This window comes from Williamsia sp. D3 (assembly GCF_000506245.1).
GTDB classification, from domain to species: Bacteria; Actinomycetota; Actinomycetes; order Mycobacteriales; family Mycobacteriaceae; genus Williamsia; species Williamsia muralis.
In genome coordinates, this window is record NZ_AYTE01000016.1 from 137,556 (window position 1) to 155,805 (window position 18,250).

Genomic DNA, 18,250 nt, shown 5'->3' on the forward strand with positions numbered 1-18,250 from the left:
CTCACCGACGAGTTCGAAAGGCTGGGCCATGTGATCAGGCATCGGCAGTCACGTCTTTCGCTTCGTCCCGTGCACGCTCGAGCACCGAGGTGAAGGTTTCGGGCGCCTGGGCGCCGGACACGCCGTAGCGGCCGTCGATCACGAAGAACGGGACCCCGTTGATGCCGTATTCACGTGCCTGCGCGATGTCGGCGTCCACCGCTGAGACGTAATCGCCTGCCGCCAGGACATTCTCGATGGCGCCGCGGTCGAGACCCACATCGGCGCCAAGCTCGGCGAGTTCCTCGTCGCGCCCCAGGTGCCGCCCCTCGCTGAAGTAGGCGGCGAACAGTCGCTCGGCCATCTCCAGCTGCTTGCCCTGCTGCTTGGCGTAGTGCAGCAGCTCGTGCGCCTTGCGGGTGTTGGTGTGCAGCAGTGCATCGAAGTTGTACCGCAGACCCACCTCATCCGCGATGGCGCTGACCTGGTCGAGCATCTGGCGCACCTGCCTGCCGGCATCCCCTTGTGCTGCACGAGGAAGTCGACCTCCGAGCCGTCGAAGTCCACCGGGGTATCCGGGGCCAGCTCGAAGCTGTGGTAGGTCACCTCGACGTCGTCGCGGCCGGCGAAATCGGCGAGCCCGGCCTCGAACTTGCGTTTGCCGATGTAGCACCACGGGCACGCGATGTCGGACCAGATATCCACGGTGATCGAAGCCATGTGACGTGCAACAGCCTGGTGTCGATCGGCATTCCCAGCGTCACGTAGACCGGCGTGTCAAGAGGGCACGACGCTGCTGGCCAATCCGGCTCCGAGTGCGAAGGTGAAGATCTGCAGGATCATGCCCACCACCGGGACCCAGAACGCGACCCGGCGCCGGACCATCAAGATGGACGCGGCGATGATCGACACCACCACAGCCGCCACACCTCCGCCATCTGCGACGACGTACGCCCACAGCAGATTGTCCGTGTCACACCGATCGGCGTAGCAGCTGTCGGTGGCCATGACGAAGAAGAGGCTCATGTACACGCTGCCCACGACGACGAGGACTTGCAGAGCCAGCAAGCAAAACGTGACGATGATGTCGGCGACCAGGCCCGGACTGCGGGGTGGAATCGCCGGAATCGGGGTGGGGCGCGGGTACGTCGTGGCGGGAGGACCGTAGGTCATGACGATGAGAGTAGGACCGCGCACCGAGGCCACGGCAGCGTGAAACTACTCAAATCCGCGGTTTCGTTGTCATTGCCAGTGGCGTGATCAGCGATGACACGAACCGGGTCCGTCACCGAGTGGCAACTGGCACGGGGAACAGCGCCCGCGGATTCTGGAGCAGGGCCGGCGGCATGACATCGCTGCGGGCGAGTACTCCCTCCCACTGCACCCGCCTGCGGTGCGGAACGAGAGTCGTTGCGCTGCGGGAGAATTGATAATCTCCCGTCAGCCTTCCGACGTCCAGATCCCGTGTGCCCGGAATCGGCACCGCGATCTCGTCGCCCACGGACAGGTCACCGACAAACGAGGCCAGGACACGCAGATCCTTGCCCGGCCGGCGTTCCGGAGCCCGTTCCTTCAGCAGCGTGCGGAGATCGCCGCCTGCCGCCGCGATGACATCGATACCGGACTCGGTCCCGAAACCGACGATGCCGCGGCGCCTGAACTCTTCGTACTGCTCTGCAGACGACGGCCGCACCACCCAGACCGTGCGGTCACCAGTGCGCAGCTGCGTCGGGACTTCTGGAGGATCGGGCCAGAAGTACGGCATGTCGCCGTCCATCTCCCCGAACACGGGGACGTAGAACTCCGGATCCTTCCGAACCAATGCGGCGCGGTGACTGAGGTAGAGGCGTTCGTCGTCCCACCACGGTGGCATCAGGCCCTCAGCCACCAGCTCCGATTGGGGTCGCCCGACCACCTCCGGCGCGAACTCGGCGATCTGCCCCGCGGTGGTGTCGGCCCGCCCGCCACCGGTCCACACCTCGACAAAGGTCAGTCCGTAGCAAACCAAGGCAGGGGTGTGTCCACGCCACATCTGAACCGCCGGATGGCTCCCCCACCCGTAGTCGAAGAGTTCGAGCGCCCGCAGGATCTGCAGTGTTTCGACCCGCTGCTTCCCCAACCGCGGCACGTCCAATACCGCGGCCGAGCGCGCGAAGTCCGGATACGGCAAGAAGGTCTGCATGAAGTTCGCATACCCCGTCGCGGCAATTTGATGCGGTCGGGTGGGGCTGGCGTGCCGGTTTGCACACAAGTCGCTGTCGGAGGGCCGGATGTGACGACACACCAGGTCGCCGTAGTAGCCGCCGACTCTCACGTTGATCTCGAGCGGGAAGTTGCGCACACGACTGCCCGCCAGTTCACCCGCGTTCCGATTGCGGCGTCGAACAGCGCCTCGAGAGGCAGCTGGTCAAGCGTGGTGGCGACGTCGATGAGGCAGTGCTCGATCGGCACCACTGGCAGCCCTTTGCGGCCCACCGCGTGTTCATCTGGGCGCCGGTGCAGTCGCACCCAGTTCGGCCCGCGGACCGAGACGCTCGGCGAAACGGTGGCCTCGACAATCGTGGGCTCGTCCTACAGCAATCCCCACAACCACGCAGCGGTGGTGTGACTGAGACCGGCAGTCGGCTTTCCACAAGGTGACTGCCGTGCAAAGTTCGACGTATCCCGGGTCGGACGTCGAGTAGACCTCAGGCAATGGTCGATTCAAACGCGAGAGCTCGCGCTTGGTCATCCCGCCCGCTAGTAGCTGCGCACGTGTTCGCACTTCCCCCATGCGAGCATGGTTGCGGCAAAACACAATCCGCGCATCTGGCTATCCACAGCCTGTGGATAGCCGGCGACGTGTCGTCGCCATAAGTGGTATGGCGTGCCTGAGTGCACACAGGATGGTCCACGTCGTCACATCCAGCCCCTCGATAGCGACTTGTGTGCAATCAAGCACGCACACAAACGAAACCGGCCCACTCCCGAAGGAGTGGACCGGTTCGCGTGAACGGTAGAGCGAGAAGCGTGGACTAGAAGCCCATGCCGCCCATCTCGTCGCCGCCCGGCATGGCCGGTGCAGCGTTCTTCTCGGGCTTGTCGGCAACGACGGCCTCGGTGGTGAGGAACAGAGCCGCGATCGAAGCTGCGTTCTGCAGCGCCGAGCGGGTGACCTTCACCGGGTCGTTGATGCCACGGGCCAGCAGGTCCTCGTACACACCGGTTGCGGCGTTGAGGCCGGTTCCCAGCGGGCTGTTGCGGACCTTGTCGGCGACAACACCGGGCTCGAGGCCTGCGTTGATCGCGATCTGCTTGGCCGGAGCCTCCAGGGCGACGCGGACGATGTTGGCGCCAGTGGCCTCGTCGCCTTCCAGGGAGAGTCCGTCGATGGCGGGCTCGGACTGCAGCAGAGCCACGCCGCCACCGGCGACGATGCCCTCTTCGACAGCAGCCTTGGCGTTACGCACGGCATCTTCGATGCGGTGCTTGCGCTCCTTGAGCTCGACCTCGGTGGCAGCACCGGCCTTGATCACAGCAACGCCGCCGGCCAGCTTGGCCAGACGTTCCTGCAGCTTCTCACGGTCGTAATCGGAGTCGCTGTTCTCGATCTCGGCGCGGATCTGCGACACACGACCGGCGATGGCGTCGGAGTCGCCCGAGCCCTCGACGATGGTGGTCTCGTCCTTGGTGACAACGACCTTGCGGGCGGTGCCGAGGAGTTCGATGCCGGCGCTCTCGAGCGACAGGCCGACCTCTTCGCTGATGACCTCGCCACCGGTGAGGATGGCGATGTCGGCCAGCATGGCCTTGCGACGGTCACCGAAGCCCGGAGCCTTGACGGCAACAGACTTGAAGGTGCCACGAATCTTGTTGACCACCAGGGTCGAAAGGGCTTCGCCCTCGACGTCCTCGGCGATGATCAGCAGCGGCTTGCCGGCCTGGATGACCTTCTCCAGCAGCGGCAGCAGGTCCTTGACGGTTGACACCTTGCCGGAGACCAGCAGGATGTACGGATCCTCGAGAACGGCTTCCTGGCGATCTGCGTCGGTCACGAAGTAACCGGAGATGTAGCCCTTGTCGAAGCGCATGCCCTCGGTGAGCTCGAGGCTCAGGCCGAAAGTCTGTGCCTCTTCGACGGTGATGACGCCTTCTTTGCCGACCTTGTCCATGGCCTCGGCGATGAGCTCGCCGATGGCCGGGTCACCGGCGGAGATACCAGCGGTAGCAGCGATCTGCTCCTTGGTGTCGATCTCCTTGGCGGACTTCAGCAGCGACTCGGTGACAGCCTCGACGGCCTTCTCGATGCCGCGCTTGAGGCCCAGCGGGTTCGCGCCGGCAGCGACGTTGCGCAGGCCTTCGCGAACGAGTGCCTGAGCGAGAACGGTGGCGGTGGTGGTGCCGTCGCCCGCGACGTCGTCAGTCTTCTTGGCGACCTCTTTGACCAGCTCTGCGCCGATCTTCTCGTAGGGATCCTCGAGCTCGATCTCCTTGGCGATGGAGACGCCGTCGTTCGTGATGGTGGGGGCGCCCCACTTCTTTTCGAGGACGACGTTGCGACCCTTGGGTCCCAACGTCACCTTTACGGTGTCGGCGAGGGCGTTGAGGCCCCGCTCGAGGCCGCGACGGGCCTCTTCGTCAAACGCGATGATCTTGGCCATTACGAAGTGATCCTCCGATAGGGGGTGACACTGAAGTTCGGTGGTTGGTTCCGGTGCCCGCGACGGACGATCGGTCGTGTCATTAGGACCGATCTCACCGTTCCAACCTGGCACTCACGGTTGTCGAGTGCCAGCCACCGTTTTAGCACTCTCAGGTGCCGAGTGCAAGGTGGGAGACGAAGCCGGAGGCGGAGCTCGACCGCTGGAACAGGCGGAGCTCGACCCTGTGCAGAGACGGCCTCCACGCCGTGTACAAGGTCTAGACGAAGACTCCACTGAGGAAGCCGAGAACAGCGGTCGTCGCTGCCCGTTGTCCCTGCCCCTGTCCGGCTGCGGTGCCTCCGAAGGCGATGCCTGCGCTCCACTGCGCGGTGCCGGGGAACATCCCGAGTCTGATCAGATGGCCCGCATTCTCGAGCCGCACGTGCTGGTCCAGCGGATGGTTGCGGGCGGCGAGCAATTCATCGGCCATTCGCTCGGACGGCCACAGATGGTCATCGGTCCCGGAGATGCAGAGCAGGGGCACGTCGATGACCTCACTCCGTAGCCGGGCGGACGAGCTGGTGATGGGTCCGAGCTCATCGAGCCCCGCGGTGTACGCGTCGTGCAGCTTCAGCAGACTCGGGCGGCCGTGTGCGATGTCGCGATGGACGCGCCACGCATTGCGGATCAGCTGAGGCATCAGGGAACCGGTCGGAAGGGGTGCCCATGGGACGGCTTGCCCGCCTGATGTCCAGGTGGGGGTGTCGGGTATCTCGCCATCGGGTCCGATGGCTGCCACGACACCGAGCTCGGGCTGATCAACACGAGGCCACTCACCGGCAGCAGCGTCACCGTGGCCGCGGCGAGCAGTCCTTCGGCACCCCTCGAGATGCCCATCGCGGTGATCCGCGCGCGGTCGATCCCGGGCTGCGACGTCAACGTGGCGACCGCGTCGGCGAATCGCTCGAGGGGAATCTGGGCCAGCGGCGCCTCCGCGTGTGCCGTCGACTCGTCAACCCAGGAGTAGGCCAGCGCTGCGAAGCCATTGGAGGCCAGCGTGGCGATGGTTGCGCGCTGCGAGTCGACCCCGCCTTCGGACCCGCCGAAGCAGGCGACCGCGGGCCAGCCCGCGTCGGGCGCGGTTCCACCCGGCGTCGCCAGGAGTGCCGCTCGTCCGCCGATCTGTAGCTCGCGCACGTCGACGCCGACCTCGGACGGGAATCTCGACACCGTCCGCCGGGCCGACCTTCCGGTGGAGGTCGCCTCGATGGTCACGTGCCAGGGACCGACCGGAGGAACAAACAGGTCCGGCGCCGTGGAGTCGGAGATGTCGGGCCGCATCGCCCACAGTGGCGCATCCGGATCGGCGACCGACCAGTCCCCCTCGACCGGGACATCCCGGGCGACATCGACTGTGCCGTCTGCCGATGACGTGAAGGCTGCCTGTGCGCGCCAGCGGCGACCGAACAGGTCTGCCCCACTGACGTCGATCTTCACGCGGACACCGGGTTCGGCACCGGTGAGCTGCACGCCGAAACTCTCGTCGTGCCGGGATGAGCTCGGCGCGGTGATCGCCAGACCGTCCGTGGTGTCGGGCGCGGGCGACGGCTGATCGACGATCGTCTCTGCACCCGCGTCCCGGGCAGCCACCTCCACCGAACGCGTCTCGAACCAATTGGGGAACACCGACGACACCACCCCAGCGATGCCGAGCAACGTGAAGGGCGCCACCCAGTAACAGATGATCGACAGTGCATCCCCGTCGTCCTTGATGGTTGCGTCGCCGTCGACGAGCGGCGGGATGATCGAGAGCAAGGTCATTGCACCGAAGGCGGCCACCCACATCCACGTCATGGCGTTGGTGATGTAACGGAATCCGTCGGTGGTGGCGGTTTTTGCATCCACCGAGTCCTCGGCGTACTCACGGACGAATGGCCGGCCGAGCAGCACACCACCGAGTGCGATGAGGAACAGCCCGAGATTCGACAGCGGCTGCAGCCAGCGCTCCAGGACGTCGTCGTCGAGGGTGAGGGCAGCGATCACCAGGAGCACGAAGACGACGATCGTCCCGACCTCCAGAGAGCGGAAGGGCTCGCCACGCCAGCGCTGGAAAACCTGACCTGCGATGGTCAGCGCGAAGGCGACGAGTACTGCCGTCAGGAAGCCGGCGTTGCCCACCAGAACCCAGAACAGAATCCAGGGCGCGAACCCGATCACAAATCCCACGTTGCTTCCCTACCTGTTCGGTTGCCGCTCCCACCGCTGCGATCGGGCGGGTCGGACTCGCCGCAGCCTCGCGGTCACCGAAGGAACCCGCCGCCACAGTGCCCCGGAAAATAAACACTAAGCCAATGAGGCGCCCTGAGCACGGTTTTCAGCGCGCAGGCTGCACGCACGTCTCAGGCCTCGCCCATCGCGAGCACGTCTTCGACCAACCGATCGGCGTAGGCGCGGTCAGCCGGGAGACCGAAGACCACGTGGTGGTAGAGCGGAGCGACGATGTGGTCGAGAGCCCGTCGCGCCGACGGCACCTTCTCCCCGCGGCTTCGTGCGCGTTCGATCATCGACTGCAGTTGGGCGTCACGGGTGTCCCAGCAGGGACATGTACCGATCTCCTTGCGGGCACCGACCATCGCTCGTAGGTATGTCGTCCGCTGGGGTCGGGTGATGTCGTCGACGATCACCGTCGCCCAGGCGCGCAGGTCTCCGGCGATGCTGCCGGTGTCCGGGAGCGGTTCGTTCTTGGTCAGCGCCGCAACCGCGACCTCTTCGAGCAACGCGTCCATCACACCCCACCGCCGGTAGATGCTCGTGGGGTTCACCCCGGCACGTTCGGCGACCTGGGGAATCGTCATGGTCTCGCGGTATCCCTCGCTCACGAGTTCGCCGACGGCGGTGTAGACAGCGGACTGCACGCGAGCGCTCCGACCACCGGGTCGGCGTGGGGCTGTTGATCGTGCGGGTGCGCTCATGCGACCATTATTGCAAATCGAATGGCTTTAATCCGCCAGATGGTGCTACCGTCTCCAAAAGCAAACATCGTTGCTTTAACCGTTGGGAGATGTCATGCACCGACCCACCCTGGGTTCGAAGGCAGCGTTTCGGCTGATCATCGTCACCACCATCGCCGTGATGTTCGGTGCCGCCGCTCCCTCGCCGCTGTATCCGGTTTATCAAGAGCTGTGGGGCTTTTCGTCGTTCACACTCACCGTGATCTTCGCCGCCTACGTCATTGCGCTGCTCGCGGGCCTGCTGACCGTCGGATCACTGTCCGATCACGTGGGCCGTCGACCGGTGATCCTTGGTGCGCTTGCGGTCCTGACCGGTTCGATGCTGATGTTCGCCTTTGCCGACGGCGTTCCGATGTTGATCGCCGCCAGAGTTCTGCAGGGTCTTGCTGCCGGGGCCATCACCGGCACGCTGAGCGCTGCCCTGGTCGATCTGCAGCCCACCCCACGGGCGGGTTCGATTGCCAGCTCCGCCTCTCCTCCAGGCGGATTGGCCCTCGGTGCCGTCGGGGCGGGGATTCTCGTTCAGTACGCGCCGATGCCTCGCGAGCTGGTGTTCCTGTTGTTGGTCGCCACGTCTGTGCTCGTGGCAGCGGTCGTCGTGTTCGTCCCGGAGACGTCTCCTCGCACCGGCTTCACCTCTCGTCGCCACCTGTGGAGGGTTCTGCGCCCCAACGCGAGCCTGCCGCCTGCCGTGCGCGGAGCGTTTCTCGCAGCGACCCCGGCCATGTTCGCCACGTGGTCCCTTGGGGGCCTTTATCTTTCGCTGGGTTCGTCGATCGTCGCGCGCATCCTCGGCCTGGAGAACCACATGGTGGCCGGCCTGATGATCGGGGCGTTCTTCGGATCAGGAGCACTCGGCTCGGCCGTCGCATCGGGGTGGGGCGCCCACCGCAAACTGGCCGTCGGTCTGAGTACGCTCGGTACCGGACTGATCGTCAGCCTCGTCGCGACGTTGACGGCCAACGTTCCTGCCTATGCCATCGGTTCCGTGGTCGCCGGGTTCGGCTTCGGCGCAACGTTTGTCGGCGTGATGGCGACGCTGATCGCGGTCACCGATCCTGCCGCCCGCGGTCAGGTGTTCTCCACCCTGTTCATCGTGAGTTACACCGCATTCAGTGTTCCAGCCGTCGTCGCCGGGTTCGCCGTGATCCATGTCGGCCTGCGATCCACTGCTGTCGGCTACGGCCTCTTCGTCCTGGCGATGGTGATTCTGGCTGCGGGCGCGGCGATCTGGCGTGCACGGGCCGAGCGCCGGACGTCCCCGCCACTTGCGCCTGCAATCGACGCCGAACTCGTCACGGCGGCGGCTGACACGTCCGACACCAGTAGATGACGCGGTCGAGGTCGGCGCTCCCACCGAGATCTCCCCGTTCGATCGTGGTGCCGCAGCGACGACAGGATCGGCCGGCGCGCCCGTAGACCCAGAATCGCTCGCCATTCCGATCGACGTTGGTGACCCGGTTCGCCCGCGTGCGGTTGTATTCGAGTAGCTGTTTGGCCAGGTCGACCCACTCGGCCAAGTCACCTGCTTCGCCCGTGGGAACCGCCGGATGTACCCGCCTCAGAAAGCACATCTCCACGCGAAAAAAACGTTGCCGATGCCGGCCAGGTTGCGCTGATCGAGCAGCGCCAGCCCGATCGGCCGCTTGAGGTCGGCAGCCAGGTTGTCGACGGCAGTGTGCGCATTCCAATCGGGCCCCAGCAGGTCGGGGCCCAGGTGGCCCACCGCCTCGTCCTCGTGATCGCGCCGCAAGATCTCCAGTTTGCCCAGTTCGAAACCGACGGCCTGCACCTTCTCGGTCTCGAGGATGATCCGAGCCTTGAATCCGGGCCGGCGCCAGCGCGCACCTTTGGCGTAGATGTCCCAGCGACCCTCCATCTTCAGATGTGAATGTACGGTGCGGTCACCGACACGGATGAGCAGATGTTTGCCGCGGGCGATCACCTCATCGACCGTTCTGCCACTGAGATCCACGGTTGCGTACCGCGGCACCCGAACATCGCAGCGCGTCAACACTTTTCCGGCAAGTGCGCGATGCAGCCGGCCGGCTGCCTGATGGACGGTGTCACCTTCGGGCATGAATCCATTGATACCCCATCCCACGGTCGGGCCAGGGTGAACGGCCGCGCAGGGCGGCGCATCCTACGATGGGCCTACCCAGTCCCCACCGGATCGAGAGGCACGCGTGTCCTACGGACAACCGATGATCGCCGGTGTCGTCACCGCACTTGTCGGTTTCACCAGCTCGTTTGCCGTGGTGCTCACCGGATTGCGGGCGGTCGGTGCGTCTTCCGAGCAAGCCGCCTCCGGGTTGTTCGCACTGTGCCTGGTGATGTCGATCGGGATCGCGTTCTTGTCCCTGCGATATCGGATGCCGATCACGCTCGCATGGTCGACGCCCGGCGCCGCACTGCTGGCCGGCACGGCAGCCCCTGATGGAGGCTTCGCTGCGGCGATCGGGGCCTTCGTCCTCGTCGGGGTGATGGTGGTGGCGACCGGTCTGTGGCCGCGGCTCGGCTCGTTTGTACAGGCGATTCCGGTGTCCATTGCCCAAGCGATGCTCGCGGGCATCGTGCTGCCCCTGTGCCTGGAGCCCGTGCGCGCGTTCGCCGACGAACCCCTGGCGATTGCGCCCGTGGTGGTGGTGTGGCTGGTGCTCACCCGGTACGCCAAGCGTTGGGCTGTGCCGGCAGCGTTTGCGACGGCCGCGGCGGTGATCGCAGTTGTCCTGATGACCTCGGACAAGTCGGTGTCTGCCGACTCACTCATCCCACGATTGCAGTTCGTGCAGCCCGAATGGACGTGGCAGGCAGCCGTCGGTATCGCGATACCGCTGTACATCGTCACCATGGCCTCCCAGAATCTCCCCGGCACGGCGGTGATGGCCAGTTTCGGCTACAGGATTCCTTGGCGCGCGGCAATGCTCACGACAGGCATCGGTACCGCTGTCGCCGCACCGGCAGGCGCGCACGCAGCCAACCTGGCGGCAATCAGCGCCGCCTTGTCCGCCGCACCGAGCGCAGATCCCGATCCCCGCCGGCGCTGGATCGCCGCCGCCACCGGCAGCCCGATGTACCTCATTCTCGGTATCGGTTCCGCGGCCATCACGGCGTTGGTTGCCGTGGCACCTGCCGGTTTGGTGGAAACCGTTGCCGGACTGGCGCTCCTGGACACCCTGGCCGTCGCTTTGGCGACCAGTCTCCGGGACGAGAACTCGCGAACCGCGGCAGTACTGACGTTTGTGGTTGCGGCCGCGGGCTTTTCGGTCCTGGGTATCGGTTCGGCGTTCTGGGCCCTTGTCGCAGGATTGGTGGTCTACGGCACGCTGCGACCCCAAGCTGAGGTGACGTCTCCCCCGGCCACAACATCGTGAACCGTCTCGTCGATGGGCACGGCCTTCGGCCTCACGTTGAAATTGGCCGCCGCATTCGTAGATCTGGGATACACCCTGGCCGGGAGGCGTAGTCCGGAGGTTGCAGGGACGGTCCTCGAAAGGTTCCGAGGACAACCAATTACGGGTGATGCGTGGAGGGTGGGCGCAACGGCTGCGACACCCGCAACCTCCAGGCCACCGACGGTCCGCTCACCCAGCAGAAGGGCTACGGGACGCGACGACCTCGTTGCCGCCGAGCGATGCCTACCACTGCGCGTATGTGCACGGCAGGCGAATCTCGGTGACTCCCTCACCTACGTGTTGAAAATGGCTCTGCCAGGGTGCAGTCTGCCGGCATGGCCCAATCTCTTGGTTCCGAAGCCGCCGACGCCCTCGTCCATCAGCTGGGGAACGACATCGTGGGTGATCAGTTCTACCGATCCGAACCGTGGGATCAGCTTGCGCTTGTAATCAACCTCGATCGCCGCAAGCAGATGTTCGGCTACGTGTATTCGGCCGGGGACTGGGAAGCCGCGAGCCCCGACGGCATAGAACCGTTGGAGACCGCACACAAGCTGCAACAGGCCATGCGCCTGCCTGACGCATCGCCCTGGAAGAAGTGTCTGGTGACAATCGATCGCGGAACCGCCACGATCGACATCGTCTTTGACTACGAAGGAACCGAGTGGGTTCCCGATGTGGTCGATCCTGAACGTCTCGCTGTGAGTCTCAAACCGGTGCCGCGGACCTGATCTCGGGCGTACCGGCAGTAGCTCGCCTGTTCCACACCCCTCTGGTGTCGTGCCCAGGACCGGTCACACCCCGACCGCGCTGACGTCGCCCGATCGCAACGCCAACGACCGGGTGACCCCGAGCCGGGACAGAAAATCTTCATCGTGACTGACCACGAGTAGTCCTCCGCGAAAGCCCGACAATGCCTCGACGAGCTGGTCGACGCTGTCCATGTCGAGATTGTTGGTCGGCTCGTCCATCACCAGTAATTGAATGGGTGGTGAGGCAAGAAGCAACCGCGCCAGGGCAACCCGGAAGCGCTCGCCCCCGGACAGGTCGCCGATCAGCCGTTCCACAGCGTCCCCGCGGAGGAGGAATTGGGCGAGGCGCCGGCGGATCGTTTCCGGATCGACGCCCGGGACGGCGGCGCTGACCGTGCCGAGGACACTCTCGGACGGATCGAGGTCGTCCAGACGCTGTGCCAGATAACCGATCCGATCCGTGTGAGCCACCATGTGCGCATCGCCGACGGCCGGCTCGACTCCCCACAACGTCCGCAGCAGCGTTGTCTTGCCCGCTCCGTTGGGCCCGGTGATGGCCACACGTTCAGGACCTTGGATGACGATGGTCTCGGTAGCCGAACGGATCTCGGCCAGGCGCCGGCCGGCGGGCACATCCGGATCAGGCAGTTCGATACGGATGTGGCGATCATCGCGGATGGACTCATTCGCCGCGTCAATGGCCTCGCGGGCCCCACGCACCTTGTCGGCGGCCTGTGTCCGAACCCGGCCGGCGGTGTTCTCGGCAGCGCGTTTGCGTTTGCCCAACAGTATCTTCGGCAGATTCCCGTCCGCGGCGTCTTTCCGGCCGGACCGGGCCCGGCGGGCGAGTTTGGTTTCGGCCTCGACGCGTTGTCGCTGTTCGGTTCTCAGCTTCTGTTCGGCCACCCGCAGATCCCGGCGAGCCGCCTCCTGACGATCTCGGACGTATTCGCGGTACTCACTGAGCGGGCCGCCGAACAGGGTGATCCGGTTCTCCCGCAACTCAGCGGTGGTGTCCATCAGCTCGAGCAGCGCCGGGTCATGTGAGACCACCAACAACGTGCCGGGCCAGGCGCGCACCATGTCGTACAAACGCCGGCGGGCATCACGGTCGAGGTTGTTGGTCGGCTCGTCCAGCAAGGTGATGGGTGCAGCCGCCAACCACAGACCGGCGATGGCAACGAGCATCGACTCACCGCCCGACAACGTGCCCACCTCACGGTCCAGTTCGATGCCTTGCAGGCCCGCCTGGCCAAGCGCATGTTCGGCACGGGTGTCGATGTCCCAGGCGTCGCCCACAACGTCGAAGAGTTCAGGGGAGGTGTCTCCGGCCTCGATCGCCCTGAGTGCATCGACCCGGGTCCCGATGCCCAGCAGATCGGCGACCGTGCTGCGCACCTGCAATGTCAGAGTCTGTGGCAGATAGGCGGTTTCGCCGATCACGTCGATCGATCCCGACGTGGGTGCCATCTGCCCGGCCATAAGCCCGAGCAACGTCGACTTGCCGCTGCCGTTTGCGCCGATGAGTCCGGTGCGGCCCTGCCCGAAGGTCGCCGTGACGTCGGACAGGGCGGGCGTGCCGTCGGGCCAGTCGAAAGAGATCTCACGTAGAACGACGGCTGATTCGGTATTCGGGCGCATGTGGCTCCCAGGAATGAGTGGTGGAAAACGCACCAACTCGATGACCGCTTGTTAGCAGCGGTCGAGACAGGTCGGCGCGCTAGGACGCGGGGCCGTCGACTGTCTTCACTGCATTCCTCACTGCCGGGAACAGAACGTGATCGAGTGTGCGGGATGTAGGCGAGCGACGCAACTGCTTTTCCGGCCCCTCCGGTGTGGGCACACTGTTCTCATGACGATGATCCGTCCGGCCCGGCCCGACGATGCCGACGTGTTGACGCAGTTGATCGCGGTGTTCTTCGAGCCCTACATCGAGCGGATCGGTGCACGACCCGGGCCGATGTCGACCGACTACACGTCATTGATCGGACAAGGCTCGGTGTGGGTGGCCGACCGTGACGGCGATGCCGTGGGCACCATCGCGTTGACGGCGAAAGACGACCACCTGTTGCTCGACAATCTCGCCGTCTCCCCATCGGCACGCGGACTGGGTGTGGGTTCGCAGCTGCTGGAGTTCGCCGCCGACCACGCGCGCTCGTGTGGACTCGGTGAATTACGGCTCCACACGAACGTGGCAATGACCGAGAACCTGCATTACTACCCGCGGCGGGGTTTCCGGGAGACCCACCGCGCCACCGTGGACGGGTTCGAGAGGGTCTACTTTTCCCGGACACTGTGACCGCCGGTGGTTACCCTCGATGGGGTAACTGCCAGCCACGGAAAGTGCCCGATGTATCTACAGGACTTCGAATCAGCCGGAACGCTGACATTCGACGCTGCTGAGAAGATCTCCTGGAAGACCTCGGAGTTCGACACGAAGATCATGCTGGTGGTCGACCGACGCCGGGTGAATGCGAACTGTCTGGCGCTGTGCTGGGACGAGCTCGACATCCATCGCGGCACGCCGGTCGCGATCACTGTCGGCGAAGGGCCGACCCGCAACGACGCCGAGGAACGCAGGGCATTGGTCGCGATGGTCGACTACTTCCAGTCGATGACCGTTCCCGAATCACCGAAGAGTCGCCGACGACGCCGGTTCTCCTTCGGCGGGCACTGACCCGGGCCGGCACCGATCCCCGCAGACGGCCCGGCGTGGTCGACGGTCAGCCGTGTCGCCGATAGAACTCGAGGTGCGCTCTGGCCGCATGCGCCCAGGTCAAGCCGGCCGCAAGGGTGCGGCCACGGGCCACGCGGCTCCGATCAGGTGTCAGCGCGGCGCTCAGCTCCGATGCCAGATCGGCAGGGGTGGCAGCGTAGCGAACCGTGTCGCCGAACACTTCGTGGAGCACGGGTAGGTCGCGCGTGACCACCGGGGTCCCGGCCGCGAGCGCTTCCATCGCCGCCAGCCCGAACCCTTCCTTGGTGGATGGGAAGGCGAAGACCGACGCCTCGGCCACCAGTGCGGGCAACTCGTTGTCGTCGACAGGGCCGAGCACGATTGGTGAGATACCCAGGTCCGTCATCCGCTGGTCGAACTCCTCGCGGTAACCCCGGTAGTCGAACAGGGTCTCTCCCCCGGCGAACACGAGTTTCAGATCGGGGTGCTCGCGAACCATCAGCGCATGGGCGTCGAGCAGGTCGATGCTGCCCTTGCGCGGCTCGATGCCCCCGACCGCGAGCACGTACCGGCCCAGCCGCGATCGCCAGCGGGCGCGCCTGGCCACGGCTTCGGACGAATCACCTGCGGCCGCCGCGAACCGGGCGGACTGAACGCCGTTCGGGATGACAACCGGCTGGTATCCCCAACCTTCGTGAACCTCCCGTGCGACCGCTGCCGACACACAGATCCGCGCATAGGGTTCGACGATCGCCTTTTCGTGGCATGCCGCGAGAACCGGGGTGGTGAACTGGTCGAGATGGTGAATGGTGCGGATGCACCGTCCGACCGCATTCGCGCTGATGCAGTCCTGCGCGTGCACGATATCGGCTGCTTCCCGGTCGAATTCGGCTCGCAGCACGTCGATCGACCGCACGATCCGGTCGGTGACGGTGTCGCCGTCACGATCGGTGAAGCGGGCCAGACGCACCGTGACAGCCGGATCCACCGGTCGGAAGAACCCGGGATCGCCACCCCTGGCCAATGACCAGACCGTCACCTCCGCGCCCGCATGCGCCAGTGCCTCCGCGAGATTGAGGGTGTGCACAACACCACCGCGAGGCTTGGTCGAGTAGGTCACGAGGGAAATTCTCGGCGGTCGCTCGCCGGCCCATGCCGACGTCACGACTCGTCCCGCCAGTAGGTGTCCACCCGACGTTCCCGGAGATGATGAAGCACACGGCGCGCCCGGTCGACCTCCGCATCGATGTCGATGTCGCACACCGCCATTCCGCCTTTCGCCCACGTCTTGGCGAGCACTTCCCCGCCGGGGCCGACAACCTTTGCCTGGCCGAGGAATCGCAACTTGCCCATCACTCCCGTTTGATTCGACGAGACCAGCACCACCTGATTCTCGGCGGCGCGCGCTGCGTCGTACAGGTCGAACAGACGCGACTGCCGGTCGTTGGGAAGCCGTGAGGCACGGTCTGTCACGCTGGCGGGCCAGGCCGACAGCGCGGCGATGATCCGGGCACCGTCGAGCGCCAAGGTGCGCGCGGCCTCGGGAAACGTCTTGTCGTAGTCGATCAGCATCCCGATTCGGCCGACGGGAGTGTCGAACGCCCCGAAGTGATCGCCTGCGGAGTACGCCAGCGACTCGCCTGCAGGCTGATGAACTTTGCGGTGCACACCGAGTACGCCGTCGCCGGACAGGCACGCGGCCGCGTTGTAGCGTTGGCCGTCAACGTCTTCGGTGTATCCGACGCACACCGTCATCGGTCCTGCGGCCTCAGCGATTCGAGCCATCTCCGGTCCGTCGATGGCCACCGCAGGAGGGAGGTGATCCACATCCGGTGCCCGGAGATCACCGATGTAGCCGCCGAGTGACGCGTCGGGCAGCACAAGCAGATCGACGTTGTCTCGAGAGGCCGCTTCGATGATGCCGACGATCTTGCTCACCGCACGTTCGACGTCCCGGCCGAAGTGGGCTGCCAGTGCGGCAACACGAATGGGTGGCATGGGAGAAGACTAGTGAACCGCGGCAGATGTGGGCGTAATGCTCGCCGAAGTCATCGTCCGGCGCTCTTGGGCTCGATGAGATCAGCACCGGTCATCGAGAGCACCTCGACAGCACCTTCGGGCATGCGGCGCGACACCGCTCGGATCTCCGACATCTGCGCGGCAGCCGACGTGCATGCGAACCCGAACTTCGCACGTACCCGATCACTCGCCTCGGTGAGGGCACGTGTGGTGAGGCTGACGAACTCCGCTACGGGGTAACGCCCACCCACCTCGAGGTGATCATGCATCACCAAAGACGGCGAATAGCACTGCTGTTCGGTTCCGTTCGGCCAGCGCACGGTGAAGGTCATCTCAGGCATGGGTCAGGACCTCGGCTCGACGTGTCGGTGGTTTGCACTCTGACTCATGCTTCTCCCAACCCGGTCACAGTGCTGTGCACGGCGCTCGTGACGGCACCGTCCGGCCAGCGCAGACCGACACCTGGGGTGTCGGTCAACCGACCACACGTCGCCGAGATCGCCGGTCCGGCATCGGGTATCGACCGCCCCGGATCATCGGCGGTGATCATCGCGAAGCCGGGGAACGCGGTGACCCATTCCCCCACCGTGACACCTGCCGGCCGCGGTATGGCAGCGACGTCGAGTATCGCTCCTGTGCCGCTGGCCTCGGCGAGCATTCCCGTGGTGCCGACCAGACCCGCCATACTGACGTCCTTGGCCGCGGCCGGCGCGGCTCGCCGGACGAAGGTGCCCATCCGCTCGAGTTCGTCCGGCCCACGAAAGGACGTCGAATCCCATTGTTGCCCTGCGTAACCGCGGCGCCATCCGCCGCCCACATCGGTGGTGAGACGTAGAGCGTGTCCCACCCTCCCCCCTCCGGCCGCACCGGCGAGCCGGTCCGGCCCAGCGCGGTCACCGACAACGACGCCGGCACCCCTGACTGTGTGTGACCCCCGAGTACCGGGACGTTCCACGCCTGAGCAGCTTTCGCCATTCCCCGGATGATGCGCGTCAGCTGTGAGCGGGTCGGCGCCCCCACCGCATCGAGCAATCCGACGGGCGTGGCACCCATCGCCGACAGATCGTTGAGGTTGACGAGAACTGCGCACCAGCCGGCCCATTCGGGGTCGCGCTCCACCATCGACGGGATGATGGCGTCGCATGCGGCGATCATGTCGGTGCCGGGCACAGGGCTGCCGTCATCTCCTCGGAAGCCTGCAGGGCCCAGACCGGAAGCATGACCGGACAACGGCGCCAGCACGTCGGCGAGCATCGCCTTCGTCCCCGCGACCAGGCGCTCGATCTTGTTGATCGGCCAGCGCATTGCTGCATGCGCGGTACCTGCTACGTCCACCTCCCCGGTGTGGTCCCAACCGAGTGATGCGAACATCGAGCGGTAACGCACCTGCACCGCCGCATCGAACCGCAAGACGCCTGCATTCTCGGCGTAGGCGCACGCCGCGCGTACCAGCGCAGGCCCGACCCCGCGTGCCTGATCGGTGGGAAGTACCACCAGCCTGCTTCCCGTCCACCAGCCGATGTCCTCGCCGGTGGCAGGGGCCAAACGCACGCCGCCGAGTACTGTGCCGTCGTCGGCCACCGCACACAACACCACCGTGCGCGGATCGTCGTCGAGGTCATCGCGATCGGTATGGGTGAAGAGTTCTTGGGTACGCACGAACCCGTCGTGACGCAAAGCTCGGTACGACGCCAATTGTGCTGCCGTGTCGGCAGGTTGGATGATGAACCCACCGGGGGCGGTGACGCGCCGTGGACCGGTGAGTATGGACAGATCCCTGGCTTCGGTACGCATC

Annotated in this window: 14 protein-coding genes and 4 pseudogenes; 5 read left to right on the top strand and 13 right to left on the bottom strand. The window is 65.6% G+C overall.

The window, feature by feature from the left end; all coding sequences use genetic code 11:
* Nucleotides 1–34 precede the first annotated feature (34 nt).
* The 7 genes and pseudogenes from W823_RS41425 to W823_RS41455 all read right to left on the bottom strand — a co-directional run bounded on the left by W823_RS41425 (nt 35) and on the right by W823_RS41455 (nt 7,573).
* Nucleotides 35–699: pseudogene (locus W823_RS41425) on the bottom strand (DsbA family protein).
* Between the two features lie 57 nt (nt 700–756).
* Nucleotides 757–1,152 (bottom strand): hypothetical protein, encoded by a 396-nt coding sequence (locus W823_RS56515; protein WP_023957584.1) that lies wholly within the window; start codon nt 1,150–1,152, stop codon nt 757–759.
* A gap of 112 nt (nt 1,153–1,264) precedes the next feature.
* A complete protein-coding gene (locus tag W823_RS41430) occupies nt 1,265–2,161 on the bottom strand; it encodes an MSMEG_6728 family protein (protein ID WP_031332130.1) in 897 nt (298 codons plus the stop codon).
* Between the two features lie 128 nt (nt 2,162–2,289).
* A complete protein-coding gene (locus W823_RS58100) occupies nt 2,290–2,454 on the bottom strand; it encodes a hypothetical protein (protein WP_161634000.1) in 165 nt (54 codons plus the stop codon).
* Between the two features lie 539 nt (nt 2,455–2,993).
* Complete coding sequence (gene groL / locus W823_RS41440) at nt 2,994–4,619, bottom strand: chaperonin GroEL (RefSeq protein WP_023957590.1); 1,626 nt, start codon at nt 4,617–4,619, stop codon at nt 2,994–2,996.
* 259 nt (nt 4,620–4,878) lie between these two features.
* Nucleotides 4,879–6,827, bottom strand: a pseudogene (locus tag W823_RS56520) (acyl-CoA thioesterase/BAAT N-terminal domain-containing protein).
* A gap of 173 nt (nt 6,828–7,000) precedes the next feature.
* A complete protein-coding gene (locus W823_RS41455; protein WP_031332111.1) occupies nt 7,001–7,573 on the bottom strand; it encodes a TetR/AcrR family transcriptional regulator in 573 nt (190 codons plus the stop codon).
* A 94-nt stretch (nt 7,574–7,667) separates the two neighbouring features.
* Between W823_RS41455 and W823_RS41460 the strand changes: the two genes are divergently transcribed.
* Complete coding sequence (locus tag W823_RS41460; RefSeq protein WP_023957594.1) at nt 7,668–8,945, top strand: MFS transporter; 1,278 nt, start codon at nt 7,668–7,670, stop codon at nt 8,943–8,945.
* On the opposite strand, the pseudogene W823_RS41465 reads toward W823_RS41460, so the two are convergent.
* A pseudogene (locus tag W823_RS41465) lies at nt 8,908–9,692 on the bottom strand (DNA-formamidopyrimidine glycosylase family protein). The gene W823_RS41460 and the pseudogene W823_RS41465 overlap by 38 nt on opposite strands.
* A 124-nt stretch (nt 9,693–9,816) precedes the next feature.
* Here W823_RS41465 and W823_RS41470 point away from each other — a divergent pair.
* Together W823_RS41470 and W823_RS41475 are read left to right on the top strand one after the other, a co-directional pair.
* Nucleotides 9,817–10,986 carry a benzoate/H(+) symporter BenE family transporter gene (locus W823_RS41470; RefSeq protein WP_081729735.1) on the top strand — a complete coding sequence of 390 codons (1,170 nt, stop codon included), beginning with the start codon at nt 9,817–9,819 and terminating at the stop codon, nt 10,984–10,986.
* Nucleotides 10,987–11,342: 356 nt separating this feature from the next.
* The gene (locus W823_RS41475) at nt 11,343–11,738 is read left to right on the top strand and encodes a hypothetical protein (protein WP_023957598.1); all 396 of its coding nucleotides are present in this window, start codon (nt 11,343–11,345) and stop codon (nt 11,736–11,738) included.
* Between the two features lie 63 nt (nt 11,739–11,801).
* On the opposite strand, the gene W823_RS41480 is transcribed toward W823_RS41475, so the two are convergent.
* Nucleotides 11,802–13,400, bottom strand: coding sequence for an ABC-F family ATP-binding cassette domain-containing protein (locus W823_RS41480; protein ID WP_023957600.1), 1,599 nt, complete (start codon nt 13,398–13,400; stop codon nt 11,802–11,804).
* A gap of 211 nt (nt 13,401–13,611) precedes the next feature.
* On the opposite strand from W823_RS41480, the gene W823_RS41485 reads away from it, so the two are divergent.
* Nucleotides 13,612–14,058, top strand: a complete 447-nt coding sequence (locus tag W823_RS41485) for a GNAT family N-acetyltransferase (protein WP_023957602.1) — start codon at nt 13,612–13,614, stop codon at nt 14,056–14,058.
* A gap of 51 nt (nt 14,059–14,109) precedes the next feature.
* Nucleotides 14,110–14,436 (top strand): HPr family phosphocarrier protein, encoded by a 327-nt coding sequence (locus W823_RS41490; RefSeq protein ID WP_023957604.1) that lies wholly within the window; start codon nt 14,110–14,112, stop codon nt 14,434–14,436.
* Between the two features lie 46 nt (nt 14,437–14,482).
* Here W823_RS41490 and W823_RS41495 read toward each other — a convergent pair whose 3' ends face one another.
* From W823_RS41495 to W823_RS41510, 4 genes and pseudogenes are all read right to left on the bottom strand, one after another.
* Entirely contained in the window at nt 14,483–15,556 is a 1,074-nt protein-coding gene (locus tag W823_RS41495; RefSeq protein ID WP_235189507.1) for an MSMEG_0565 family glycosyltransferase, read from the bottom strand.
* A 41-nt stretch (nt 15,557–15,597) separates the two neighbouring features.
* Entirely contained in the window at nt 15,598–16,434 is an 837-nt protein-coding gene (locus W823_RS41500; protein ID WP_023957608.1) for a carbon-nitrogen hydrolase family protein, read from the bottom strand.
* A gap of 50 nt (nt 16,435–16,484) precedes the next feature.
* A complete protein-coding gene (locus tag W823_RS41505) occupies nt 16,485–16,796 on the bottom strand; it encodes an MSMEG_0570 family nitrogen starvation response protein (RefSeq protein WP_023957610.1) in 312 nt (103 codons plus the stop codon).
* Between the two features lie 44 nt (nt 16,797–16,840).
* Nucleotides 16,841–18,249, bottom strand: a pseudogene (locus W823_RS41510) (MSMEG_0567/sll0787 family protein).
* Between the last annotated feature and the right edge of the window lies 1 nt (nt 18,250).

Bases quoted from the DNA above. Each gene is read 5' to 3' on its own strand.
- W823_RS41470 (WP_081729735.1), top strand. From the start codon at position 9,817: ATGATCGCCGGTGTCGTCACCGCACTTGTCGGTTTCACCAGCTCGTTT.
- W823_RS41475 (WP_023957598.1), top strand. From the start codon at position 11,343: ATGGCCCAATCTCTTGGTTCCGAAGCCGCCGACGCCCTCGTCCATCAG.
- W823_RS41455 (WP_031332111.1), bottom strand. From the start codon at position 7,573: ATGAGCGCACCCGCACGATCAACAGCCCCACGCCGACCCGGTGGTCGG.
- W823_RS41490 (WP_023957604.1), top strand. From the start codon at position 14,110: ATGTATCTACAGGACTTCGAATCAGCCGGAACGCTGACATTCGACGCT.
- W823_RS56515 (WP_023957584.1), bottom strand. From the start codon at position 1,152: ATGACCTACGGTCCTCCCGCCACGACGTACCCGCGCCCCACCCCGATT.
- W823_RS41505 (WP_023957610.1), bottom strand. From the start codon at position 16,796: ATGCCTGAGATGACCTTCACCGTGCGCTGGCCGAACGGAACCGAACAG.
- W823_RS41430 (WP_031332130.1), bottom strand. From the start codon at position 2,161: ATGCAGACCTTCTTGCCGTATCCGGACTTCGCGCGCTCGGCCGCGGTA.
- groL (WP_023957590.1), bottom strand. From the start codon at position 4,619: ATGGCCAAGATCATCGCGTTTGACGAAGAGGCCCGTCGCGGCCTCGAG.
- W823_RS41460 (WP_023957594.1), top strand. From the start codon at position 7,668: ATGCACCGACCCACCCTGGGTTCGAAGGCAGCGTTTCGGCTGATCATC.
- W823_RS41480 (WP_023957600.1), bottom strand. From the start codon at position 13,400: ATGCGCCCGAATACCGAATCAGCCGTCGTTCTACGTGAGATCTCTTTC.
- W823_RS41485 (WP_023957602.1), top strand. From the start codon at position 13,612: ATGACGATGATCCGTCCGGCCCGGCCCGACGATGCCGACGTGTTGACG.
- W823_RS41500 (WP_023957608.1), bottom strand. From the start codon at position 16,434: ATGCCACCCATTCGTGTTGCCGCACTGGCAGCCCACTTCGGCCGGGAC.